Here is a 19700-nt window from a genome sequence, read left to right as displayed (position 1 = left end):
AATCGATTGACGAAGTTTTTCCGCAAGGCCATGGTCGCCGCATGACCGACCATGTTTCCGATTTCCCCGCCGTGCCGTCCGATCCTCCCCGCCTCGCCGAGAGCGCGGGAGAGAAGACGCGCGCGTCGCTCGTCCGCGTCGCCCTCGATCTCTTCGGCCGCAAGGGCTACGACGCCACCTCCACCCGCGACATCGCTTCCGCGGCGAACGTCAACATCGCCGGCATCGCCTATCACTTCGGCGGCAAGGCCGGGCTCCACCGTGCCTGCGGCGAGCTGGTGGCGGGCTTCCTCGCCGAGCGGCTGATCACCGTCGATCTCGATCCGGCGAAACTCTCGCCCGACGAGGCCGCCGCCGCCTTCCTCGAGGCGATGACCGGGCTCGCCCGCTTCATGCTGGCGCGGCCGGAGGCCGAGGCCATCGCCCGCTTCATGGTGCGCGAGCAGATGGATCCGACCGAGACCTTCGAGGTGCTCTACGACGGTCTGATCCAGCCGCGCCACGAGCGCCTCTGCCGGCTGTGGGCGCGTGCGACGGGAGAGGATCCCGACAGCGAGGCGGTGATCGTCGCGGTCTCGGCGGTCTTCGGCCAGGTGATGTTCTTCCGCGTCGGCCGCGCCACGGCGCTGCGCCGCCTCGGCTGGACGACGATCGACGAGGCCAACGTCGAGCCGATCGTCGCGGCGGTGCGCGAGGCGACCTCGGCCTTCATCGCCGCGCGGCGCGCGGGGAGGGGATGACATGTTCGGTTGGGTCTGCTCGATCGCGGTGATCGGATCGCTGATGCCCGGATGCGACGGCGGCGTCCGCGTCTACGGCTATGTCGAGGGCGAATACGTCGCCATGGCGCCGCTCGACGCCGCCCGTATCGCCTCGCTCGAGGTGCGCCGCGGCGACCGGCTCGCCGCCGGCACGGTGGTGGCGAAACTCGCCACCGACGACGCCGAGATCGCCGTCGCCGACGCCACCGCTCGCCTCGCCCAGGCCGAGAGCGATCTCGCCGACCTGAAGCGCGGCCGGCGCCCCGAGGAGATCGACGTGGTCGTCGCCACACTCGCCTCCGCCCGCGCCCAGGCGGCCGATGCCGCCCGCGCCCTCGAGCGTCGCCGCGATCTCTTCGCCAAGCGCGTCGCCTCGCAGGCGGAACTCGATCAGGCGACGACCACCCGCGACGTCGCCGACGCTCGCGTGCGCGAGCTCGAGGCCAATCTCGAGGTGGCGCGTCTGCCTGCCCGCGACGACGTCGTCCGCTCGGCCGAGGCCCGCGTCGCCCAGGCGAAGGCGACGCTCGCCACCCAGCGCTGGCGGCTGTCGGAGCGCACGCTGACGACGACCGTGCCCGGTCGCGTCGCCGATCTCGTCCGTCGCCCGGGCGAAGTGGCGGGGCCGCAGGCGCCCGTCGTCTCCTTCCTGCCCGACGGCGCGGTGAAGCTGAAGCTCTTCGTGCCCGAGACCGCGTTCTCGCGCGTCGCCCTCGGCGAGACCGTGCAGGTCGCCTGCGACGGTTGCGCCGAAGGGCTCGAGGCCCGCATCACCTATGTCTCGGCGGAGCCGGAGTTCACCCCGCCGGTGATCTATTCGGTCGAGACCCGCGCCAAGCTCGTCCATCTGATCGAGGCGCGGCCGGAAGGTGCTTCGCTCGAGCGCCTGCGCCCCGGCCAGTTGGTCGACGTCACCCTCGGGGGGCTGAAGCCGTGAGCGGCCCCGCGCCCGTGCCGGACGACGCGACGCGCGAGAGCGTGGTTTCGGTCCGCGATCTGACCAAACGGTTCGGCACCCGGACCGTGGTCGATCGCGTGTCGATGGAGATCCGGCGCGGCGAGATCGTCGGCTTTCTCGGTCCCAACGGTTCGGGCAAGACGACGACCATCCGCATGATCTGCGGCCTGCTGACACCGGATGCCGGCGAGGGCCGCGTGCTCGGCCACGACGTGCTGACCGAGAGCCGGGCGATCAAGCGCCGCGTCGGTTACATGACGCAGAAGTTCTCCTTCTACGAGGATCTGACGATCGAGGAGAACCTCGACTTCGTCGCCCGCCTCTACGAGCTCGAGCCGCGGCGCGACTTCGTCGACCGTACGCTCGCCGACCTCGGCCTGACCTCGCGCCGCGATCAGCTCGCCGGCACGCTGTCGGGCGGCTGGAAGCAGCGTCTGGCGCTCGCCGCCTGCATCATGCACCAGCCCGACCTGCTGCTGCTCGACGAGCCGACGGCGGGCGTCGACCCCAAGGCGCGGCGCGACTTCTGGGACGAGATCCACAAGCTCGCCGCCGACGGCCTGACGGTGCTGGTCTCGACCCACTACATGGACGAGGCCGAGCGATGCCATCGCATCGTCTACATCTCCTACGGCAGGCTGCTGGCGACCGGCCGGGTCGACGACGTCGTCGAGGGTGCGGGCCTGACTACCTTCGTCGCCCGCGATGCGCCGGCCGATCTCGTCGGGCGGCTCGAGGGGCAACCCGGCGTCGATCAGGTCGCCCCCTTCGGTTCGACGCTGCACGTCGTCGGCGCCGACGGCGCGCTCCTCGCCGCCACCCTCGAACGAGTGACGGCGGAGACCGGCGTCGCCTTCTCCCGCGGCGAGACCAGCCTCGAGGACGTCTTCATCCAGTTCATGGCGCGCGCCCAGGACAACATGGGCGACGAGCGGGGAGGGCGACCGTGATCGACCTGACCCTCTCGCGCGCCCGGCTCTGGGCGGTTCTGGTGAAGGAGTTCATCCAGATGCGGCGCGACCGCATCACCTTCGCCATGATGCTCGGCGTGCCGATCATGCAGCTTCTGCTCTTCGGCTTCGCCATCAACTCCGACCCGAAGCGACTGCCGACGGCGCTGCTCGACATGGACGGCGGCCACTATTCGCGCGCCGTCGTCACCGCGCTCGAGACCTCCGGCTACTTCCGCTTCGAATTTCGCCCGAAGACGCTGGAGGAGGGCGAACACCTGATCGCCTCCGGCCAGGCGGTGTTCCTGGTGACCATCCCCTCCGATCTCGGCGCCCGCGTCGATCGCGGCGACCATCCGCAGATCCTGATCGATGCCGACGCCACGGACCCGGCCGCCTCCTCGGGTGCCGTCGGTGCCCTCGGTTCGGTCGCCCAGCGCGCGCTGACCCGCGAGAAGGGCGAGGCGGCGGAGGTCGATGCCCAGCAGGACAAGCGGCTCGAGATCGTCGCCCACCGGCGCTACAACCCGGAGGGCGTGTCGCAATACAACATCGTCCCCGGCCTGCTCGGCGTCATCCTGCAGATGACCATGGTGATGATGACCGCCATGGGGCTCACCCGCGAGACCGAGCGCGGCACGATGGAGAACCTGCTCGCCATGCCGGCGACGCCGATGGAGATCATGCTCGGCAAGATCCTGCCCTTCCTCGGCGTCGGCGCGGTGCAGGTGGCGGTGGTGCTGGTGGCGGCCAAGGTGCTGTTCGGCGTGCCCTTCGTCGGCTCGCTGGCGCTGCTGATCTTCTGCGTGCTGACCTTCGTGCTGTCGCTGGTGCTGATGGGCTATTTCATCTCCACCTTCGCCGCGACGCAGATGCAGGCGATGCAGCTGACCTTCTTCTTCTTCATGCCGTCGCTGATGCTGTCGGGCTTCATGTTCCCCTTCTCCGGCATGCCCGGCTGGGCGCAGGCGATCGGCGAGTGCTTCCCGCTGACGCATTTCCTCCGGATCATCCGCGCGGTGATGCTGAAGGGCGCCGACATCCCGGCCATCGCCTGGGAATGGTCGATGCTGCTCGTCTTCATCCTGGTCTATGCCGCGGTCGCCCTGTCGCGCTCGCGCAAGACGCTGGATTGAGGAGTGATGCCGCGCGGGGGAAGGGAAGGGGAGCCATGCCGCCGCCCCATTGCCTTCGCGGTCGTGCCGAGGCATCACGGACGGTATCCAAGGAGCCGCCCATGCAGATCCGCGACGCCGTCGACGCCGACCTCGAGACCATCCGCGCCATCTACAACGACGCCGTCGCCACCACGACGGCGATCTGGAACGAGCGCCTCGTCGATCTCGCCGACCGCAGGGCCTGGGCGGAGGTGCGCCGCGCCCTCGGCTATCCGATCCTCGTGGCGGTCGACGACGGCGGCACCGTGCTCGGCTATGCCTCCTTCGGCGACTGGCGCGCCTTCGAGGGCTATCGCCACACGGTGGAGCACTCCGTCTACGTCGATCGCACGGCGCGCGGCCGCGGCGTCGGCGAGGCTTTGATGCGGGCGCTGATCGACCGGGCGCGGGGCCTGCACAAGCACGTCATGGTCGCCGGCATCGAGGCCGAGAACGCCGTCTCGATCCGCCTGCACGAACGCCTCGGCTTCGTGAAGACCGGGTTGATGCCGCAGGTCGGCACCAAGTTCGGCCGCTGGCTCGATCTCGCCTTCCTCCAGCTCCGCCTCGACGACCGCACCGACCCCGACTCGCTCGCCCGCTGAGGCGCGAAGGCCCCCTCGACACCTCCGAAGGCGACGCCTCGCCCCACCTCGAGGGGTGGGCGGCGGCCGACGTGCCGTGTCCTGACGACGTCGGGGACCTCTTCACCTCGTGCGTGCAGAGGCGAAGGGCATCGCCTTTCGCCGAAACCGCGCCGGCGGCGCGGCTCGAGGCGACCTCGGCTAAAGTTTGAGGTTCGAACATCATCCTTGATTTCCTTGGGTTTTGGCGGTGTCTCCGTCGATTTTGCGCGATGCAGCAACGAATTCGAGTTGCGCACCTCAGAAAATTGACGAATCTCTTGTGCCGAAGGCGAAGCACCCGCGCGGGACCCGACGCATCCGGTCGATCCGCGAGGCCGCCTCCGAGGACGGGAGCCAACTCCCGCCATCGACCCGGAACCCGCCCTGCGAAGGCGGACCAGCCCTCGAACGCAGAGGGCGATCAGGAGGACTGACGATGAAACTGCTTCATGTACTGGCCGGCTCCCTCACGGCTCTGACCGTCTGCCTGCCGCTCACGATGGCTCAGGCGAGCGAGGCCGCGCCGGTCATCGGCTTCTCGATCGACGACCTGCGCGTGGAGCGTTGGGCCCGCGACCGCGACTATTTCGTCGCCGCCGCCAAGGAACTCGGTGCCACCGTCTCGGTCCAGTCGGCCGACGGCAACGAGGAGAAGCAGGTCAAGCAGATCGAGAACCTCATCGCCCAGAAGGTCGACGCGATCGTCATCGTGCCGATGAACTCCAAGGTCTTCGGCGCGGTGGTCGACGAGGCGCACAAGGCCGGCATCAAGGTGCTGTCCTATGACCGCCTGATCCTCAACGCCGACGTCGACGCCTACATCTCCTTCGACAACGAGCGCGTCGGCTTCCTGCAGGCCGAGGCCGTGCTGAAGGCGAAGCCGGAAGGCCGCTACTACATGCTCGGCGGCTCGCCGACCGACAACAACGCCAAGCTGCTGCGCGCCGGTCAGGAAAAGGCCCTGAAGCCCGCCGTCGACGCCGGCAAGATCAAGATCATCGGCTCGCAGTGGGTCAAGGAATGGAGCCCGACCGAGGCCCTCTCCATCATGGAGAACGCCCTGACGGCCAACCAGAACAAGATCGACGCGGTCGTCGCCTCGAACGACGGCACCGCCGGCGGCGCGATCCAGGCGCTCGCGGCGCAGGGTCTCGCCGGCAAGGTGGCCGTGTCCGGTCAGGACGCCGACCTCGCCGCCATCAAGCGCGTCAAGGCGGGCACCCAGACGGTGTCGGTCTACAAGCCGCTCAAGCTGATCGCCACCGAGGCCGCCAAGCTGACCGTGTCGATGGTGCAGAAGAAGACCCCGGCCTTCAACGCCAAGCTCGACAACGGCAAGAAGTCGGTCGACAGCCTGCTGCTCACCCCGATCCCGCTCACCAAGGACAACGTCGACCTCGTCATCACCGACGGCTTCTACACCAAGGAACAGGTCGACGGTAAGTGACACCTCTTCGATCGGAGCGGCTCCGGCCGCTCCGGTCTTCGAAGCGCATCGGCGGACCCTGCGGCCCGCCGAGCGGTGCCGCCCTGTGCGGGTCGCACCGGGGGACCGGGAGGCAGGCGTCGAGCCCGAACGGGCAGCCGCGTATTCGTCCGCGATCGACAGAACGCCCCGCCAGAGGGAAGATCGACGCGCGCGGTACCCGGTTGAGTTCGCGGCCCGCGACGCGAGGGTGAGCGACATGGCCGAATATCTGCTCGAGATGCGCGGCATCACGAAGGAATTCTCGGGCGTCAAGGCGATCGACGGGATCGATCTGGCGGTACGTCCGGGCGAATGTGTCGGCCTGTGCGGCGAAAACGGCGCCGGCAAGTCGACGATGATGAAGGTCCTCTCGGCGGTCTATCCCCACGGCACGTGGGAAGGCACGATCCTGTGGGAGGGCAAGGAGCTGAAGGCTCGCTCGATCCGCGAGACCGAAGAGGCCGGCATCGTCATCATCCACCAGGAACTGATGATGGTCCCCCACCTGTCGGTGGCGGAGAACATCTTCCTCGGTTCGGAACCGACGACGGGTCTCGGCTTCATCGACTACGACGCGATGAACGCGCGCGCGAGCGAGCTGATGAAGCAGCTCAAGATGCCCGACATCAACGTCGCCCTGCCGGTGATGGCCTATTCGGGCGGCAAGCAGCAGCTGATCGAGATCGCCAAGGCGCTCAACAAGAACGCCAAGCTGCTGATCCTCGACGAGCCGACGTCGGCGCTGACCGCCTCCGAGACGCAGACGCTGCTCGAGCTGGTCAAGGAGTTCAAGGCGCGCGGCATGGCCTGCGTCTACATCTCCCACAAGCTCGACGAAGTCGCCGAGATCGCCGACACCGTCACCGTCATCCGCGACGGCACCCATGTCGCGACCAGGCCGATGGCGGAACTGACCACCGACCAGATCATCACCCTGATGGTCGGCCGCGAGATGAAGAACCTCTACCCCAAGACCGCACACAAGGTCGGCGAGGTGATCTTCGCGGCGAAGAACGTCACGGTCTTCGACACCACCAACACCGCGCGCAAGCTGGTCGACGACGTGTCGTTCGAGCTGCGCCGCGGCGAGATCCTCGGCATCGCCGGCCTCGTCGGTGCCGGTCGCACCGAACTCGCCTCCCACCTCTTCGGCTGCTGGAAGGGCGAGCACCACGGGCAGATCTTCCTCGAAGGCAAGGAGATCCGGGTGAAGAGCCCGCTCGATGCGGTGCGTCAGGGCATCTGCATGGTGCCCGAGGACCGCAAGCGACACGGCATCGTGCCGCTGATGGGCGTCGGCCACAACATCACCATGTCGGTGCTCGGCCGCTTCACCCGGGGTGGTCTGATCAATGCCGAGGAGGAGATGGCGGTCATCCAGTCGGAGATCCTCCGGATGAAGGTGAAGACCGCCCATCCGCTGCTGCCGATCGCTTCGCTGTCGGGCGGCAACCAGCAGAAGGCGGTGGTCTCCAAGATGCTGCTGCCCGAGCCCAAGGTGCTGATCCTCGACGAGCCCACCCGCGGCGTCGACGTCGGCGCCAAATACGAGATCTACAAGCTGATCTTCGAACTGGCCGCCGAGGGCGTGGCGGTGCTGATGATCTCCTCGGAACTCCCCGAGGTCCTCGGCATCTCCGACCGTGTCCTGGTGATGGGCGAGGGCGAACTTCGGGGCGATTTCCCGAATTCCGGCCTCAGCCAGGAAAAGATCCTCGCCGCCGCTCTCGGCAAGACGGACAAGGCCGCCGCCTGATCGGGCCGGCGAAGACATGCGATGGGCTCTGCCATGACCTTAACCCGCAAAGACCTGCGGAATTTCCTCTCCGCCAACAAGATCGTCGCACTGCTCGGCGTCATCGCGGTCATCTGGGCCTTCTTCGGCTACATGACCTACGACGCCGATCTCGGCGGCTCGCAGTTCCTCACGGCGCGCAACTTCTCCAACCTGCTCCGGCAGATGGCGATCACCGGCATGCTCGCCTCCGCCATGGTCTTCGTGATCGTGGCCGGCGAGATCGACCTCTCGGTCGGTTCGCTGCTCGGCATGCTCGGCGGCATCGCCGCGGTGCTCGACGTCGTCTACCACTGGCCTCTGGCCGGAACGATCGCGGTGGTCGTCCTGCTCGGCATCACCGTCGGCCTGTTCGTCGGTTGGCTGACGGCCTATCAGGGCATCCCGTCCTTCATCGTCACGCTCGGCGGCATGCTGGTCTTCCGCGGCGCCGTGCTCGGTCTCACCGGCGGCATCACCGTGGCGCCGGCCTCCGAGGAGCTGAAGGTGATCGGCCAGGGCTACCTGCCCGGCTCGTTCGGCAACATCCTGGCGGTGGCGCTCTTCGTGTTGCTGACGGTGATGGCGTTGCGCACCCGCGCCGGCCGCATCAAGCACGCGTTGCCGGTCTCCTCGATGCCGATCGAGATCGCCCGCCTCGCCGCCGTCGGTCTCGTCATCCTCGGCTTCATCCTGACGCTCAACAGCTATCAGGGCGTGCCGGTTCCGGTGCTGATCCTGCTCGTCATCCTCGGCGTCTTCACCATCGTCGGCAACAAGACGGTGTTCGGCCGCCGCATCTACGCCGTCGGTTCCAACCTCGAGGCGACGCGGCTCTCGGGCGTCGACGTCAATCTGGTGAAGGTGCTGGTCTTCGGCCTGATGGGCCTGATGTGTGCCTTCGCCGGCCTGACGACGACCGCGCGGCTGGCCGCCGGCACCCCGTCCGCCGGCACCGGCGGCGAGCTCGACGCCATCGCCTCCTGCTTCATCGGCGGCACGTCGATGCGCGGCGGCATCGGTTCGGTGATCGGCGCACTGGTCGGCGCGGTGATCATGGCGAGCCTCGACAACGGCATGTCGATGCTCGGCGTCGAGACCTTCTGGCAGCAGATCGTCAAGGGCGTGATCCTGGTGCTGGCCGTGTGGATGGACATCGTCTCCTCCGGCAACACCCGCTGACGCTTCCTCTCCTCCCGAGAGCCTCGGTCCCCGGCAGGGCAACCCGCCGGGGATCTTCTTTTTTCGCTCGCGTTTACCGAGCTGGAACCATCGACCCCCAATATGTCCGTCGACGGACGAATCGCTCGACGGCGTGGTGGGTGACGTGATGCAGCTTCGAGAGACACAGACGGTGGCCCGCGCTCAGGCTCCGGCCGACGACGACGCGGCCATCTTCGATCTGGCTCCGGTGTCGCTTTGGCTCGAGGACTACAGTGCGCTGAAGGTCCTGTTCGACGGCTGGCGCAGCGAAGGCGTCGTCGACCTGCGCGCCCATCTGATGGCCGACACGAGCCGCATCGAGACCTGCAACCGTCTGATCCGCGTGGTGAAGGTCAACCGACGCACCCTCGAGCTCTTCGAGGCGAGCGAGGCGATCCACCTCCTCGCCCGGCTCGACGAGGTCTTCCGCGACGACATGCTGGTCAATCACGTCGAGGAACTGGTCCAGCTGTGGGAGGGCCGCAACGCCTTCTCCGGCCAGAGCGTCAACTACACGCTCGGTGGCCGCCGCCTCGACATCATCCTCAACGGCCGCGTCATGGCCGGTGCCGAGGACGACTGGTCGCGCGTGCTGGTGGCGATCGAGGACGTCAGCGACCGTGAGATCGCCCGCCGCGAACTCGCCGAGGCGGAGGCCCACGCCCGTGGCCTCTTCCAGCATTCGCCGGTGTCGCTGTGGGTCGAGGACTTCTCCTCGGTCAAGACGCTGCTCGACGAGGTCCGCGCCTGCGGCATCGACGATTTCCGCACCTTCACCGACGTCCACCCCGAGTTCGTCGAGCGCTGCATGGCCGAGATCCGGGTGATCGACGTCAATCGCCGCACGCTCGAGACCTTCGGCGCCGCCGACCGTGCCGAGCTGCTGCTGCGTCAGCACGAGATCTTCCGCGGCTCGATGCGCGCGCCCTTCCGCGAGCAGCTGATCGACCTGTGGAACGGCAAGCTGTTCCAGCACCGCGAGGTGGTGAACCATTCGCTCGCCGGCGAGGAACTGCATTTCCTGATGCAGTTCTCGGTCCTGCCCGGTCACGAGAAGCGCTGGGATCTGGTGCAGGTGGCGCTGACCGACATCACCGCCCGCAAGAAGGCCGAGGCCTATCTCGAGTTCCTCGGCAAGCACGACACGCTGACCAAGCTCTACAACCGCTCCTTCTACGTCGACGAGATGGCGCGGCTGGAGCGCTCCGACATCGAGCCGACCACGGTCGTCATCGCCGACCTGAACGGTCTCAAGGAGACCAACGACACCTACGGCCACGCCGCCGGCGACTCCCTGCTGCGCCGGGCGGGCGAGGTGCTGAGCAAGATCGTCGACGGCCCGGCCAAGGTCGCGCGCATCGGCGGCGACGAGTTCGCCATCCTGCTGCCGGCCACCGACGAGCGCGGCGGCCAGGCGGTGATCGAGCGCATCCACCGGCTGACCGAGCTCAACAACCAGTTCTACGGTGGCCGCACCCTGAGCTTCGCCGTCGGCGCCGCGACGCTGCAGTCGGGCGAGCGTCTCGAGGAGACGGCGCGCCGTGCCGACGCCGCCATGTACGAGGCCAAGCGCCTGCACTACACGACGTTCGCCGGCGAGTGACGCCGGCATCCGGGAAATGCACGAGGGCCGCCGCGACGATCGTCGCGGCGGCCCTCTCCGTTTCGCGAGTGCTGCGATCACACCGACCGCATCACCAGACCTTCGAGATACTCCTGACGGCCCGAGCGCGGCTTGGGGTCGAGCTTGTCGGCGATCGCCCGGTCGGCGACCTGATCGAGCGTGCGCTCGCCGGCGAGGATCGCCTTGCCTTCGGCCGAGTCCCAGCCGGCGTAGCGTTCGGCGACCGGCTTCGCCAGCGTGCCCTTCTCCAGCATCGCGGCCGCGTTGATCAGCGCCCGCGCGCAGGCGTCGATCGAGCCGACGTGGCCATGCAGCAGATCGGCCGGGTCGATCGACTGGCGGCGGATCTTGGCGTCGAAGTTCATGCCGCCGGTGGTGAAGCCGCCGCCCTTGAGGATCTCGTGCATGACCAGGGTCAGTTCCGAGACGTCCATGGCGAACTGGTCGGTGTCCCAGCCGAGCAGCGCGTCGCCGCGGTTGAGATCGACCGAACCGAACACGCCGAGCGCATTGGCCAGCATGATCTCGTGCTCGAACGTGTGGCCGGCGAGCACCGCGTGGTTCTGCTCGATGTTGACCTTGACGTCGGCGAGCAGGTCGTAGCGCTCGAGGAAGCCGTAGACCGTCGCGACGTCGAAGTCGTACTGGTGCTTGGTCGGCTCGCGCGGCTTGGGCTCGATGAGGAGCGGGCCGTCGAAGCCGATCTTGTGCTTGTGCTCGGCGACCATCGCCAGGAAGCGGCCGAGCTGGTCGAGCTCGCGCTTCATGTCGGTGTTGAGCAGGGTCTCGTAGCCTTCACGGCCGCCCCACAGCACGTAGTTGGCGCCGCCGAGCCGCTTGGTCGCCTCGAGCGCGATGCGCACCTGACCGGCGGCATAGGCGAAGACGTCCGGATCCGGATTGGTCGCCGCACCCGCCATGTAGCGGCGGTTGGAGAAGAGATTGGCGGTGCCCCACAGGAGCTTCAGGCCGGTCTCCTCCATCTTCTTCTCGAAGACGTCGCAGATCGCCGAGACGTTCGCCTTCTGCTCGACGAGATTGGCGCCCTCCGGGGCGGCATCGACGTCGTGGAAGGTGAAGAAGGGCACGTCGAGCAGGCGGAACAGCTCGAAGGCGACATCGGCCTTGGCCTTGGCCATCTCCATCGGGTCGACGCCGTGCATCCACGGACGCAGGAAGGTCTCGCCGCCGAAGGGGTCGCCGCCCGGCCAGCAGAACGAATGCCAGTAGCAGACGGCGAAGCGCAGATGCTCGGCCATGGTGCGGCCGGCGATCACGCGGTTCTTGTCGTACCAGCGATAGGCGAGCGGATTGTCGCTGTTCGGTCCCTCGAAGCGGACCTGTTCCAGCGCACCGAAGAAGCGGGTGGCGGGGGCATTCATGAGCGGATCTCCTTGGCGAAGGGGGCGAGACGACGCCAGCGGGCGCGGGTCTCGGCGTGGATGGCGGCGCGGGCCGCGTTCGGATGGAAGGTCTCGAGCCGCTTCGGGCGGCGGCAGACGTCGGCGGGCGCCTCGCCGGTCGCGGCGAGACGGCCGAGCCGGGCGGCACCCAGCGCCGCGCCGACCGCGCCCTCCTCGACCCGGTGGACGGGCAAGCCGAGTTGGTCGGCGAGGATCTGCGCCCACAGGCGCGAACGCGATCCGCCGCCGACGAGGTCGAGCTCGCGGATCACCGTGCCGGCGGCGGCGAGCGCGTCGCGATTGTCGAGCAGCGCCTGACCGACGCCCTCGAGCACGGCACGCGTCATGTCGGCCCGCGTCGCCTCGGCACCGACGCCCGCGAAGACCGCGCGCAGCTCGGGATCGTTGGCCGGCGTGCGCTCGCCGGTGAGATAGGGCAGGAACAGGATCGATCCAGGCGTCGGATCGTCGCCGAGTTCGGCCAGCAGGTCGCCGGCCGAGGCACCCGAGACGCTCGCCCACCAGGCGAGGCACGAGGCGGCCGACAGCATCACCCCCATCTGGTGCCAAGTGTTCGGCACCGCATGGGCGAAGGCATGGACGGCGGAGGCGGGATTGGGTGCGAAACGGTCGGTGGTGACCCACAGCACGCCCGAGGTGCCGAGCGACAGGAAGGCATCGCCCGGCGCGATGGCGCCGAGGCCGACGGCGGTCGCGGCATTGTCGCCGGCACCGCCCGCGACGACCGGGACGCTCGTCATGCCCCAGCGGGCGACGAGGGCGGGCGAGAGCCGCCCGGAGATCTCCGAGCCCTCGACGAGGGCCGGCATCTGGTCGCGTCGCATGCCGGTGGCGGCGAGTGCCGCGTCCGACCAGTCGCGCTTGGCCGGATCGAGCCACAGCGTGCCGGAGGCGTCCGACATGTCCTCGACCGCCTCGCCGGTGAGGCGCAGCCGCACGAAGGCCTTGGGCAGGACCACCAGTGCGACCCTGGCGAAGATCTCGGGCTCGTGCTTCGCCACCCACATCAGCTTCGGCGCGGTGAAGCCGGGCATGGCGAGATTGCCGGTGACGGCGTGGAGCGCCGGGAACGACGCCTCGAGCTCGGCGCATTCCGCCGCCGAGCGCCCGTCGTTCCACAGGATGCAGGGCCGCAGTACCTCGCCCTCGGCGCCGACCAGCACCGCGCCGTGCATGTGGCCCGAAAGGCCGATGCCGGTGACCGAGGCGACGCCGGCCGGTTCCTTGGCGGCGAGTTCGTCGACGGCCGCGAAGGTCGCCGTGATCCAGCTCTCCGGGTCCTGCTCCGACCACGTCGGATGCGGCCGTTCGACCGTCAGCGGCCGCTCGGCGACGGCGACGACGTGGTCGTTCCCGTCGAGAAGCACGGCTTTCACGCTCGACGTGCCGATGTCGAGACCGAGAAACATGGGTCTTTCCTCCAGATCGATCCGTCGCCTTCGCCCTCGGGGCTCCCTCAGGGCAGGTTTTCGCGGATGACGATGTCGATGCCGATGGTCTCCTGACCGGTCGAGATCGGTTCCTTGCGCGCCAGCGCCTGCAGGATGCGGAGCGCCGAGCGGGCCTCGCGGCCGGGATTCTGCGAGATCACCGCGTCCATCACCCCGGTCAGCAGGAAGCGCCGGGTGTGGGTGGTGAGGTCGTGACCGACGAAGACGACGTCGCCGGCGCGCCCCGTCTCGACCAGCGCCGTGGCGATGCCCGAGGTGCCGGCGCCGATGTTGTAGATGCCGACGAGGTCGGGCACGTCCTTCAGGAGCTTGGTCGTCAGCGCCTGGTTGGTGGCGTCCTCGTCGCGACCCTCGACCGGCAGCATCAGCTCGAGACCGGGGAAGTCCGAGGCGATCACCCGCGAGATGCCGATGAAGCGGTCGGTGTGGTCCGACAGCGCCAGCGAGCCGGCGACGACGGCGACCTTGCCCTTGCGCGTGCCGATGAAGCGGCCGATCAGCGAGCCCGCCGTGCGGCCCGCCGCGATGTTGTCGATGCCGACGTAGCGCGCCCGATGGGAGGCCGGCACGTCGGAGACCAGCGTGATGACGTGGATGCCCGAGGCCATCAGATCGTCGATCGCCGCGCGCACCAGCGGATGGTCGAGCGCCACGACCGCGATGCCGTCGTAGCGGTGGCCGACCTCCTCGAGCGTCGAGGTGAGCGCGTTCGGATCGAAGACGTCGGTCTCGACGATGTCGACGAGCGTCCGCCGCGCCGTCAGCCAGGCGCGCTCCTTGATGACGGTCTCTTGGATCTCGCTCATGAAGGCGTTGAGGCTCTTCGGCATGACGAAGCAGAAGCGGTAGCTCTTGCCCCGCGCCAGTTCCGCCGCCGCCGCATGGGGGCGGAAGCCGAGCCGGTCGATCGTCTCCTCGACCCGCTGCACCGTCGCCTTGCGCACGCCCGGTCGGCCGTGCAGCACGCGGTCGACGGTGGCGAGCGACACGCCCGCCTCGCGGGCGACGTCCTTCAGGGTCGTGACGGAGAGATCGGCTTGCGTGTTCATGCTCCGATGGATCGCGCAATTTTCTGAGGTGCGCAACTCAATTCGTCGCTGCACCGCAAATGCCGCGCTGCGGCGAGGCCGGCGCCAATGCGTGACGTGTCGGCCGAAGGCGCGCGGAAGCGCCCTCGCTCGAGGCGTCGAGGTACCCCTCAAATCGGCCGAAACTCAACGCGCCAGGAAGCGATAGACCGTGCGTTGGCGATAGGTCTCGCCCGGCGCCAGCCGCGTCGCCGGGAACTGGCGGCGGTTGGGCGCGTCGGGGAAGTCCTGCGCCTCGAGGCAGAAGGCGGCGTGCGCCCTGTGGACGAGGCCGCCGAGCGGTGCCGCCGAGGGGCCGAGGAACTGCCCGGTGTAGAGCTGGATGCCCGGCCGGTCGGTCTCCACCTCCAGCGCCAGCCGCCCGTCGGGGGCGATCACCTCGGCCGCCACGACCGATTCGCCCGGGCTCGCCGCGATGGCGAAATTGACGTCGAAGTCGTCGGCGATCCGCCGCGCGCTGCGGAAGTCGTGACGGCTCGCGTCGACCGGCAGCACGGCGCCGGTGGGACACGTACTGTCGTCGCAGGGCGTGTAGAAGTCGGCCAGCAGCCTGAGCCGATGATCGCGGCTGTCGCCGCCGTCGTTCATGGTGAAATAGGCGTGGTTCGCCACGTTGAAGACGGTCGGTGCGTCGGTCGTCGCGGTGATCTCGTAAGTCAGCGTCGCCGCTTCGGTCAGCGTGTAGGTGCAGCGCACGACGACGCGGCCGGGGAAGCCCTCGTCGCCGTCGGGCGAGACCAGCGACAGGGTGACGGAACTCTCCGTCGTCGCCTCGAGCATCCAGTTGCGGCGCGAGAAGCCCTTCGGCCCGCCGTGCAGCGTGTTGCGGCCGCCGTCGTTGATCGGCAGCGTGTGGTCGCGCCCGTCGAGGCGGAAGCGGCCGCCGCCGATGCGGTTGGCGTAGCGCCCGACCATGGCGCCGAGATAGGCCGGATTGTCGGCGTAGGCCGTCGGGTCCTCGAAGCCGAGGACGACGCGGCGGCTGGAGCCGTCGGCGAGCGGCGCGACGAAGTCGCGGATCGAGGCGCCGATCGAGCAGATCGAGACGATGCCGCCGCCCGGCGCCACCAGTTCCACCGCCACGACGGGTTCACCGTCGCGCTTTCCGAATTCGCCGATGCGGTTCATGTCGTCCTCCGTGGCGCGCCGATGTTCGCACCTCGCACGAGGCCGAACGATAAGCCGATCCGCGTCGCTCCGCGAGAGGGGGCGACGTCGCGGAACGCGGCGATATTCCGCGCGCCGCCGCCGCATTCCGAAATCGGGGCTTGCGAGCGGAGCGATATGCGCTATCTCGAGGTGCGCACCACGAAAGTCCGCGCACGAAGTCGCGCGTTTGCGAGGAGACGTCCCATGAAGTCCCGCATCTTCGGCCGCACCGGCCATGCCGTTTCGGAAATCGGTTTCGGCGCCTGGCAGATCGGCGGCTCCTGGGGCGACGTGGCCGAGGCCGACGGCCGCGCCGCGCTGAACGCCGCGCTCGACGCCGGCATGACCTTCGTCGACACCGCCGACGTCTACGGCGACGGCCGTTCCGAGCGCATCGTCGCCCAGGTGCTGGCCGAGCGCGGCGGCAAGCGTCCCTTCGTCGCCACCAAGGCCGGCCGGCGGCTGAACCCGCACGTCGACGCCGGCTACACGGCGGAGAACCTCGAGGCCTTCGTCGATCGTTCGCTGAAGAACCTAGCCGTCGAGCGCCTCGACCTCGTCCAGCTCCACTGCCCGCCGACCGAGACGCTCTATCGCCGCGAGGTCGCCGACGCCATGGAGGCGCTGAAGGCCAAGGGCAAGATCCGCGACTGGGGCGTCAGCGTCGAGAAGGTGGAAGAGGCGCTGAAGGCGATCGAATACCCCGGCTGCGTCTCGATCCAGATCATCTACAACATGTTCCGCCAGCGCCCGTCCGAGCTGTTCTTCCGCGAGGCGAAGGCCAAGGGCGTCGCCGTGATCGCCCGCGTGCCGCTCGCCTCCGGCCTGCTCTCGGGCAAGATCACCGCGGCGACCACCTTCGCCGCCGACGATCATCGCGCCTTCAACCGCCACGGCGAGGCCTTCGACGTCGGCGAGACCTTCGCCGGCGTGCCCTTCGAGGTCGGCCTCGCGGCGGTCGAGGAGGTGCGTCGTCTGGTGCCGGCGGGCGCCTCGATGGCGGCCTTCGCGCTCAAGTGGATCCTGATGGCCGACGCGGTGACCGTGGTCATCCCCGGCGCCCGCAACGCCGAACAGGCCCGCGCCAACGCCGCCGCCTCCGATCTCGCCGCGCTCTCCGACGAGACCATGGCCGCGGCCCACGAGATCTACGTGCGCCTGATCGCCCCGCACGTCCATCACCGCTGGTGAGGAGGGCGGCGAAACCTCGCCGCTCGACCCACTTGCAGAGGCCCTTCATGCTGAGGTGCCCGACGAAGTCGGGCCTCGAAGCGCGAAGGGCCGCGTGGCAAGGCCCGTCGTGGCGAGGCCCGTCGTGGCTTCGCCCTTCGAGGCTCGCTCTGCGAGCACCTCAGGGTGAAGCCGAACGAGGACGTTCGGCGGGGGCGGCATGGACCCCCGCCATCGTCGTCATGCATACCGATCCTTCACGGCTCGAGGCGCATCATCGCCGCGTCGGGGAAAGCCGCGCGCAGGCCGCGTGAAATCCGCTTCGCCGACGAAGGGGAGGGGGCCGTTTCGCGCGCTGCCGCGACCGCCCCGCGGGAGGACGCCATGGCGCAGCAACTGCTCGACTACTGGACGGGCGCACCGCTCGTCGCCAATGCCTTTCTGCTGTTGCATCTCCTCGGCGCCTCGGCGGTCGGCCTGGTCGTCGGCTACGAGCGCACCTATCACGGCCGTGCCGCCGGCATGCGCACCTACACGCTGGTCTGCGTCGCCTCCACCATGCTGACGGCGATCTGCGGCTATCCGGCCCAGTGGTTCGGCGGCCATGTCGCGAGCCCGCTCGCCGCCGATCCGACGCGCGTCGTCCAGGGCATCGTCACCGGCGTCGGCTTCCTCGGCGCCGGCGTGATCATGAAGGAGGGCTTCACCATCCGCGGCCTGTCGACCGCCGCCTCGATCTGGATGACCTCGGCGATCGGTGTGCTGATCGGCGTCGGCTTCTACGGCACGGCGATGGGCGCCACGGTGATCACCATCGCCGCCATGACCGGCCTCGGCGATCTGGAGAAGAAGCTGCCGCATCAGACGACGCTGCATCTGACGCTCGCCTACCCGCACGACGACGTGCCGACCGGCGAGCAGATCCGCGCGATGATGCGCGACTACGGCTTCGAGGTCGCCGACTGGACCTACGACTACGCCCAGAAGGCCGGGCGCGTGCGTTGGGAGCTGGTGCTGCGCGCCGACGGCAAGGGCCGCGCCGACGCTCTGGTCAACGATCTCGCCAGTTCGCACGAAGTGCTCGAGTTCCGCCTAGCCCCCGCGCGCGCCTGACGCGCGCCGATCCAAGAGTGCCGCGCGCCTGACGCGCGCCGATCCAAGAGTGCCGTGCGCCCGAGCGGATGAGCGAACGGCGGACCCTTCGGCCCGCCGCCCGTACGCCCGTCCGCGTCGCCGCGAGGCGACCGATCCCCCCGGACGGGGCGTTCAGGTGCTCTCCTCGACCATGGCGATGGCGCCGCAGGGGCATTCGGTGGCGCAGACGCCGCAGCCCTTGCAGTAGTCGAGATCGATCTCGAAGCCCTTGCCGGGTCCGAGCTTGCGGATCGCGTTGTCCGGACACACGCCGTAGCAGTTGTCGCATTCGAAGCAGTTGCCGCAGGACAGGCAGCGCCGCGCCTCGAACACCGCGTTGGTCTCGTCGAGGCCCTGCACCACCTCCTCGAAGGTCGAGGTGCGCCGGGCGATCTCCAGCGTCGGCCGCATCTCGCGCGGCGCCTCGCCGTAGTACCAGGTGTTGAGCCGATCGAAGCTCGCGAGTTCGTTGCGCGGACCGGGCGCCCACGTCTCGCCGCGCAGCCAGGCGTCGATGTGGCGGGCCGCCTGCTTGCCGTGGCCGACCGCCACCGTCACGGTGCGTTCGGACGGCACCATGTCGCCGCCGGCGAAGATGCCGGGCGCCCCCGTCATCATGTCGGGGCCGACCTCGACCACGCCGTCGGTGACCGTCAGGCCTGGAACCCCGTCGAGGAGTGACAGATCGACGTCCTGACCGAGCGCGAGTACGACCGAATCTGCCTCCAGTGTCTCGAATTCGCCGGTCGGCTGCGGGAAGCCGGTGTCGTCGAGCACCATCTTCTCGACCGTGATGGAGCCGGCCTCGACCTGCTTGATGGTCGACAGCCACTTCATCATCACGCCTTCCTCGAGCGCCTCCTCGACCTCGAAGTCGTGCGCCGGCATGTGGTCGCGGGTGCGGCGATAGACGATCAGCGCCTCCTCCGCGCCGAGCCGCTTGGCGGTGCGGGCGACATCGATGGCGGTGTTGCCGCCGCCGTAGACGACGACGCGACGGCCGAGCAGCGGCTTCTCCTCGCCCTCCATCGAGCGCAGCACCGAGACCGCGTCGATCACGTGCGCCGCCTCGCCCGCCGGGATCCACGCCCGCTTGGCGATGTGGGCACCGACGGCGAGGAACACGGCGTCGAAGTCGCCGGCCTCGCGCACGCCGCCGATGTCGTCGATCTTGGCATTCAGCTCGATCGTGACGCCCATGGCGGCGATGCGGGCGACCTCGGCGTCGATCACCTCGCGCGGCAGGCGATATTTCGGAATGCCGAAGCGCATCATGCCGCCGGCCATCGGGCCGGCCTCGCGGATCACCACCTCGTGGCCCCGGCGGCGCAGGTGATAGGCGGCGGCGAGGCCCGACGGCCCGGCGCCGACCACCAGCACGCGGCGGCCGGTCTCGTTCTTCGGCTGGTCGAAGGCCCAGCCCTTCTCGAGCGCCAGATCGCCGAGGAAGCGCTCGACCGAGTTGATGCCGACGGCGGAGTCGATGTCCTTGCGATTGCAGCGGCCTTCGCAGGGGTGATAGCAGACGCGGCCCATGACGGCGGGCAGGGGATTGTTGGCGGTCAGCGCCCGCCAGGCGCCTTCGTAGTCGCCGGTCTCGGCCAGCGCCAGCCAGCCCTGGATGTCCTCGCCCGCCGGGCAGGCATCGTTGCAGGGTGGCAGCCGCCGGACGTATTCCGGCCGCAACGAGCGCCACGAGCCGGTCCGGTTGGCGAGCGACGAACCGGCGTCGAGGGTGATGGCGTAGGGTCGTGCCATGGGTC

Annotated in this window: 16 protein-coding genes; 11 read left to right on the top strand and 5 right to left on the bottom strand. The window is 69.0% G+C overall.

The features are described from left to right. The first annotated feature begins 41 nt into the window (after positions 1 to 41). The 9 genes from ACT541_RS13065 (at position 42) to ACT541_RS13025 (ending at position 10500) form a co-directional block, all read left to right on the top strand. Positions 42 to 740 carry a CerR family C-terminal domain-containing protein gene (locus ACT541_RS13065; protein ID WP_476137506.1) on the top strand — a complete coding sequence of 233 codons (699 nt, stop codon included), beginning with the start codon at positions 42 to 44 and terminating at the stop codon, positions 738 to 740. Between the two features lies 1 nt (position 741). After that, positions 742 to 1698 carry an HlyD family secretion protein gene (locus tag ACT541_RS13060; RefSeq protein WP_476137505.1) on the top strand — a complete coding sequence of 319 codons (957 nt, stop codon included), beginning with the start codon at positions 742 to 744 and terminating at the stop codon, positions 1696 to 1698. After that, positions 1695 to 2669, top strand: coding sequence for an ABC transporter ATP-binding protein (locus ACT541_RS13055; RefSeq protein ID WP_476137504.1), 975 nt, complete (start codon positions 1695 to 1697; stop codon positions 2667 to 2669). Before ACT541_RS13060 ends, ACT541_RS13055 begins: the two co-directional genes overlap by 4 nt. Beyond that, entirely contained in the window at positions 2669 to 3805 is a 1137-nt protein-coding gene (locus ACT541_RS13050; RefSeq protein WP_476137528.1) for an ABC transporter permease, read from the top strand. Before ACT541_RS13055 ends, ACT541_RS13050 begins: the two co-directional genes overlap by 1 nt. Positions 3806 to 3906: 101 nt before the next feature. Next, a complete protein-coding gene (locus tag ACT541_RS13045) occupies positions 3907 to 4431 on the top strand; it encodes an N-acetyltransferase family protein (protein WP_476137503.1) in 525 nt (174 codons plus the stop codon). Between the two features lie 457 nt (positions 4432 to 4888). After that, the gene (gene xylF / locus ACT541_RS13040) at positions 4889 to 5899 is read left to right on the top strand and encodes a D-xylose ABC transporter substrate-binding protein (protein WP_476137502.1); all 1011 of its coding nucleotides are present in this window, start codon (positions 4889 to 4891) and stop codon (positions 5897 to 5899) included. A gap of 238 nt (positions 5900 to 6137) precedes the next feature. Next, positions 6138 to 7676: a xylose ABC transporter ATP-binding protein gene (locus tag ACT541_RS13035; RefSeq protein ID WP_476137501.1), complete on the top strand. Its 1539-nt coding sequence runs from the start codon at positions 6138 to 6140 to the stop codon at positions 7674 to 7676. Positions 7677 to 7709: 33 nt separating this feature from the next. Beyond that, positions 7710 to 8876, top strand: coding sequence for a sugar ABC transporter permease (locus ACT541_RS13030; RefSeq protein WP_476137500.1), 1167 nt, complete (start codon positions 7710 to 7712; stop codon positions 8874 to 8876). Between the two features lie 148 nt (positions 8877 to 9024). Further along, entirely contained in the window at positions 9025 to 10500 is a 1476-nt protein-coding gene (locus tag ACT541_RS13025; protein ID WP_476137527.1) for a sensor domain-containing diguanylate cyclase, read from the top strand. A 77-nt stretch (positions 10501 to 10577) separates the two neighbouring features. Here ACT541_RS13025 and xylA read toward each other — a convergent pair whose 3' ends face one another. The 4 genes from xylA to ACT541_RS13005 form a co-directional block, all read right to left on the bottom strand. Next, positions 10578 to 11903 (bottom strand): xylose isomerase, encoded by a 1326-nt coding sequence (gene xylA, locus ACT541_RS13020; protein WP_476137499.1) that lies wholly within the window; start codon positions 11901 to 11903, stop codon positions 10578 to 10580. After that, entirely contained in the window at positions 11900 to 13354 is a 1455-nt protein-coding gene (gene xylB / locus ACT541_RS13015) for a xylulokinase (protein WP_476137498.1), read from the bottom strand. The genes xylA and xylB overlap by 4 nt, the downstream gene beginning before the upstream one ends. A 47-nt stretch (positions 13355 to 13401) precedes the next feature. Then, positions 13402 to 14445 carry a LacI family DNA-binding transcriptional regulator gene (locus ACT541_RS13010; RefSeq protein ID WP_476137497.1) on the bottom strand — a complete coding sequence of 348 codons (1044 nt, stop codon included), beginning with the start codon at positions 14443 to 14445 and terminating at the stop codon, positions 13402 to 13404. Between the two features lie 165 nt (positions 14446 to 14610). Beyond that, positions 14611 to 15612: an aldose epimerase family protein gene (locus tag ACT541_RS13005; protein ID WP_476137496.1), complete on the bottom strand. Its 1002-nt coding sequence runs from the start codon at positions 15610 to 15612 to the stop codon at positions 14611 to 14613. Between the two features lie 225 nt (positions 15613 to 15837). Here ACT541_RS13005 and ACT541_RS13000 point away from each other — a divergent pair, with 225 nt between their 5' ends. Further along, a complete protein-coding gene (locus ACT541_RS13000) occupies positions 15838 to 16824 on the top strand; it encodes an aldo/keto reductase (RefSeq protein ID WP_476137495.1) in 987 nt (328 codons plus the stop codon). Between the two features lie 363 nt (positions 16825 to 17187). Next, a complete protein-coding gene (locus ACT541_RS12995) occupies positions 17188 to 17916 on the top strand; it encodes an MgtC/SapB family protein (protein ID WP_476137494.1) in 729 nt (242 codons plus the stop codon). A 153-nt stretch (positions 17917 to 18069) separates the two neighbouring features. Here ACT541_RS12995 and ACT541_RS12990 read toward each other — a convergent pair whose 3' ends face one another. Next, complete coding sequence (locus ACT541_RS12990) at positions 18070 to 19695, bottom strand: NAD(P)-binding protein (protein ID WP_476137493.1); 1626 nt, start codon at positions 19693 to 19695, stop codon at positions 18070 to 18072. Positions 19696 to 19700 lie beyond the last annotated feature (5 nt).

The sequence above is a fragment of the Pinisolibacter sp. DMC100 genome (genome assembly GCF_056313705.1).
Note: the sequence above shows the minus strand (reverse complement) of the source record. Positions and strands in the feature narration are given on the sequence as shown.

Coding starts and splice junctions, on each gene's coding strand:
- ACT541_RS13065 (WP_476137506.1), top strand. CDS start 42: ATGACCGACCATGTTTCCGATTTCCCCGCCGTGCCGTCCGATCCTCCC.
- ACT541_RS13060 (WP_476137505.1), top strand. CDS start 742: ATGTTCGGTTGGGTCTGCTCGATCGCGGTGATCGGATCGCTGATGCCC.
- ACT541_RS13045 (WP_476137503.1), top strand. CDS start 3,907: ATGCAGATCCGCGACGCCGTCGACGCCGACCTCGAGACCATCCGCGCC.
- xylF (WP_476137502.1), top strand. CDS start 4,889: ATGAAACTGCTTCATGTACTGGCCGGCTCCCTCACGGCTCTGACCGTC.
- ACT541_RS13035 (WP_476137501.1), top strand. CDS start 6,138: ATGGCCGAATATCTGCTCGAGATGCGCGGCATCACGAAGGAATTCTCG.
- ACT541_RS13030 (WP_476137500.1), top strand. CDS start 7,710: ATGACCTTAACCCGCAAAGACCTGCGGAATTTCCTCTCCGCCAACAAG.
- ACT541_RS13025 (WP_476137527.1), top strand. CDS start 9,025: ATGCAGCTTCGAGAGACACAGACGGTGGCCCGCGCTCAGGCTCCGGCC.
- xylA (WP_476137499.1), bottom strand. CDS start 11,903: ATGAATGCCCCCGCCACCCGCTTCTTCGGTGCGCTGGAACAGGTCCGC.
- xylB (WP_476137498.1), bottom strand. CDS start 13,354: ATGTTTCTCGGTCTCGACATCGGCACGTCGAGCGTGAAAGCCGTGCTT.
- ACT541_RS13010 (WP_476137497.1), bottom strand. CDS start 14,445: ATGAACACGCAAGCCGATCTCTCCGTCACGACCCTGAAGGACGTCGCC.
- ACT541_RS13005 (WP_476137496.1), bottom strand. CDS start 15,612: ATGAACCGCATCGGCGAATTCGGAAAGCGCGACGGTGAACCCGTCGTG.
- ACT541_RS13000 (WP_476137495.1), top strand. CDS start 15,838: ATGAAGTCCCGCATCTTCGGCCGCACCGGCCATGCCGTTTCGGAAATC.
- ACT541_RS12995 (WP_476137494.1), top strand. CDS start 17,188: ATGGCGCAGCAACTGCTCGACTACTGGACGGGCGCACCGCTCGTCGCC.
- ACT541_RS12990 (WP_476137493.1), bottom strand. CDS start 19,695: ATGGCACGACCCTACGCCATCACCCTCGACGCCGGTTCGTCGCTCGCC.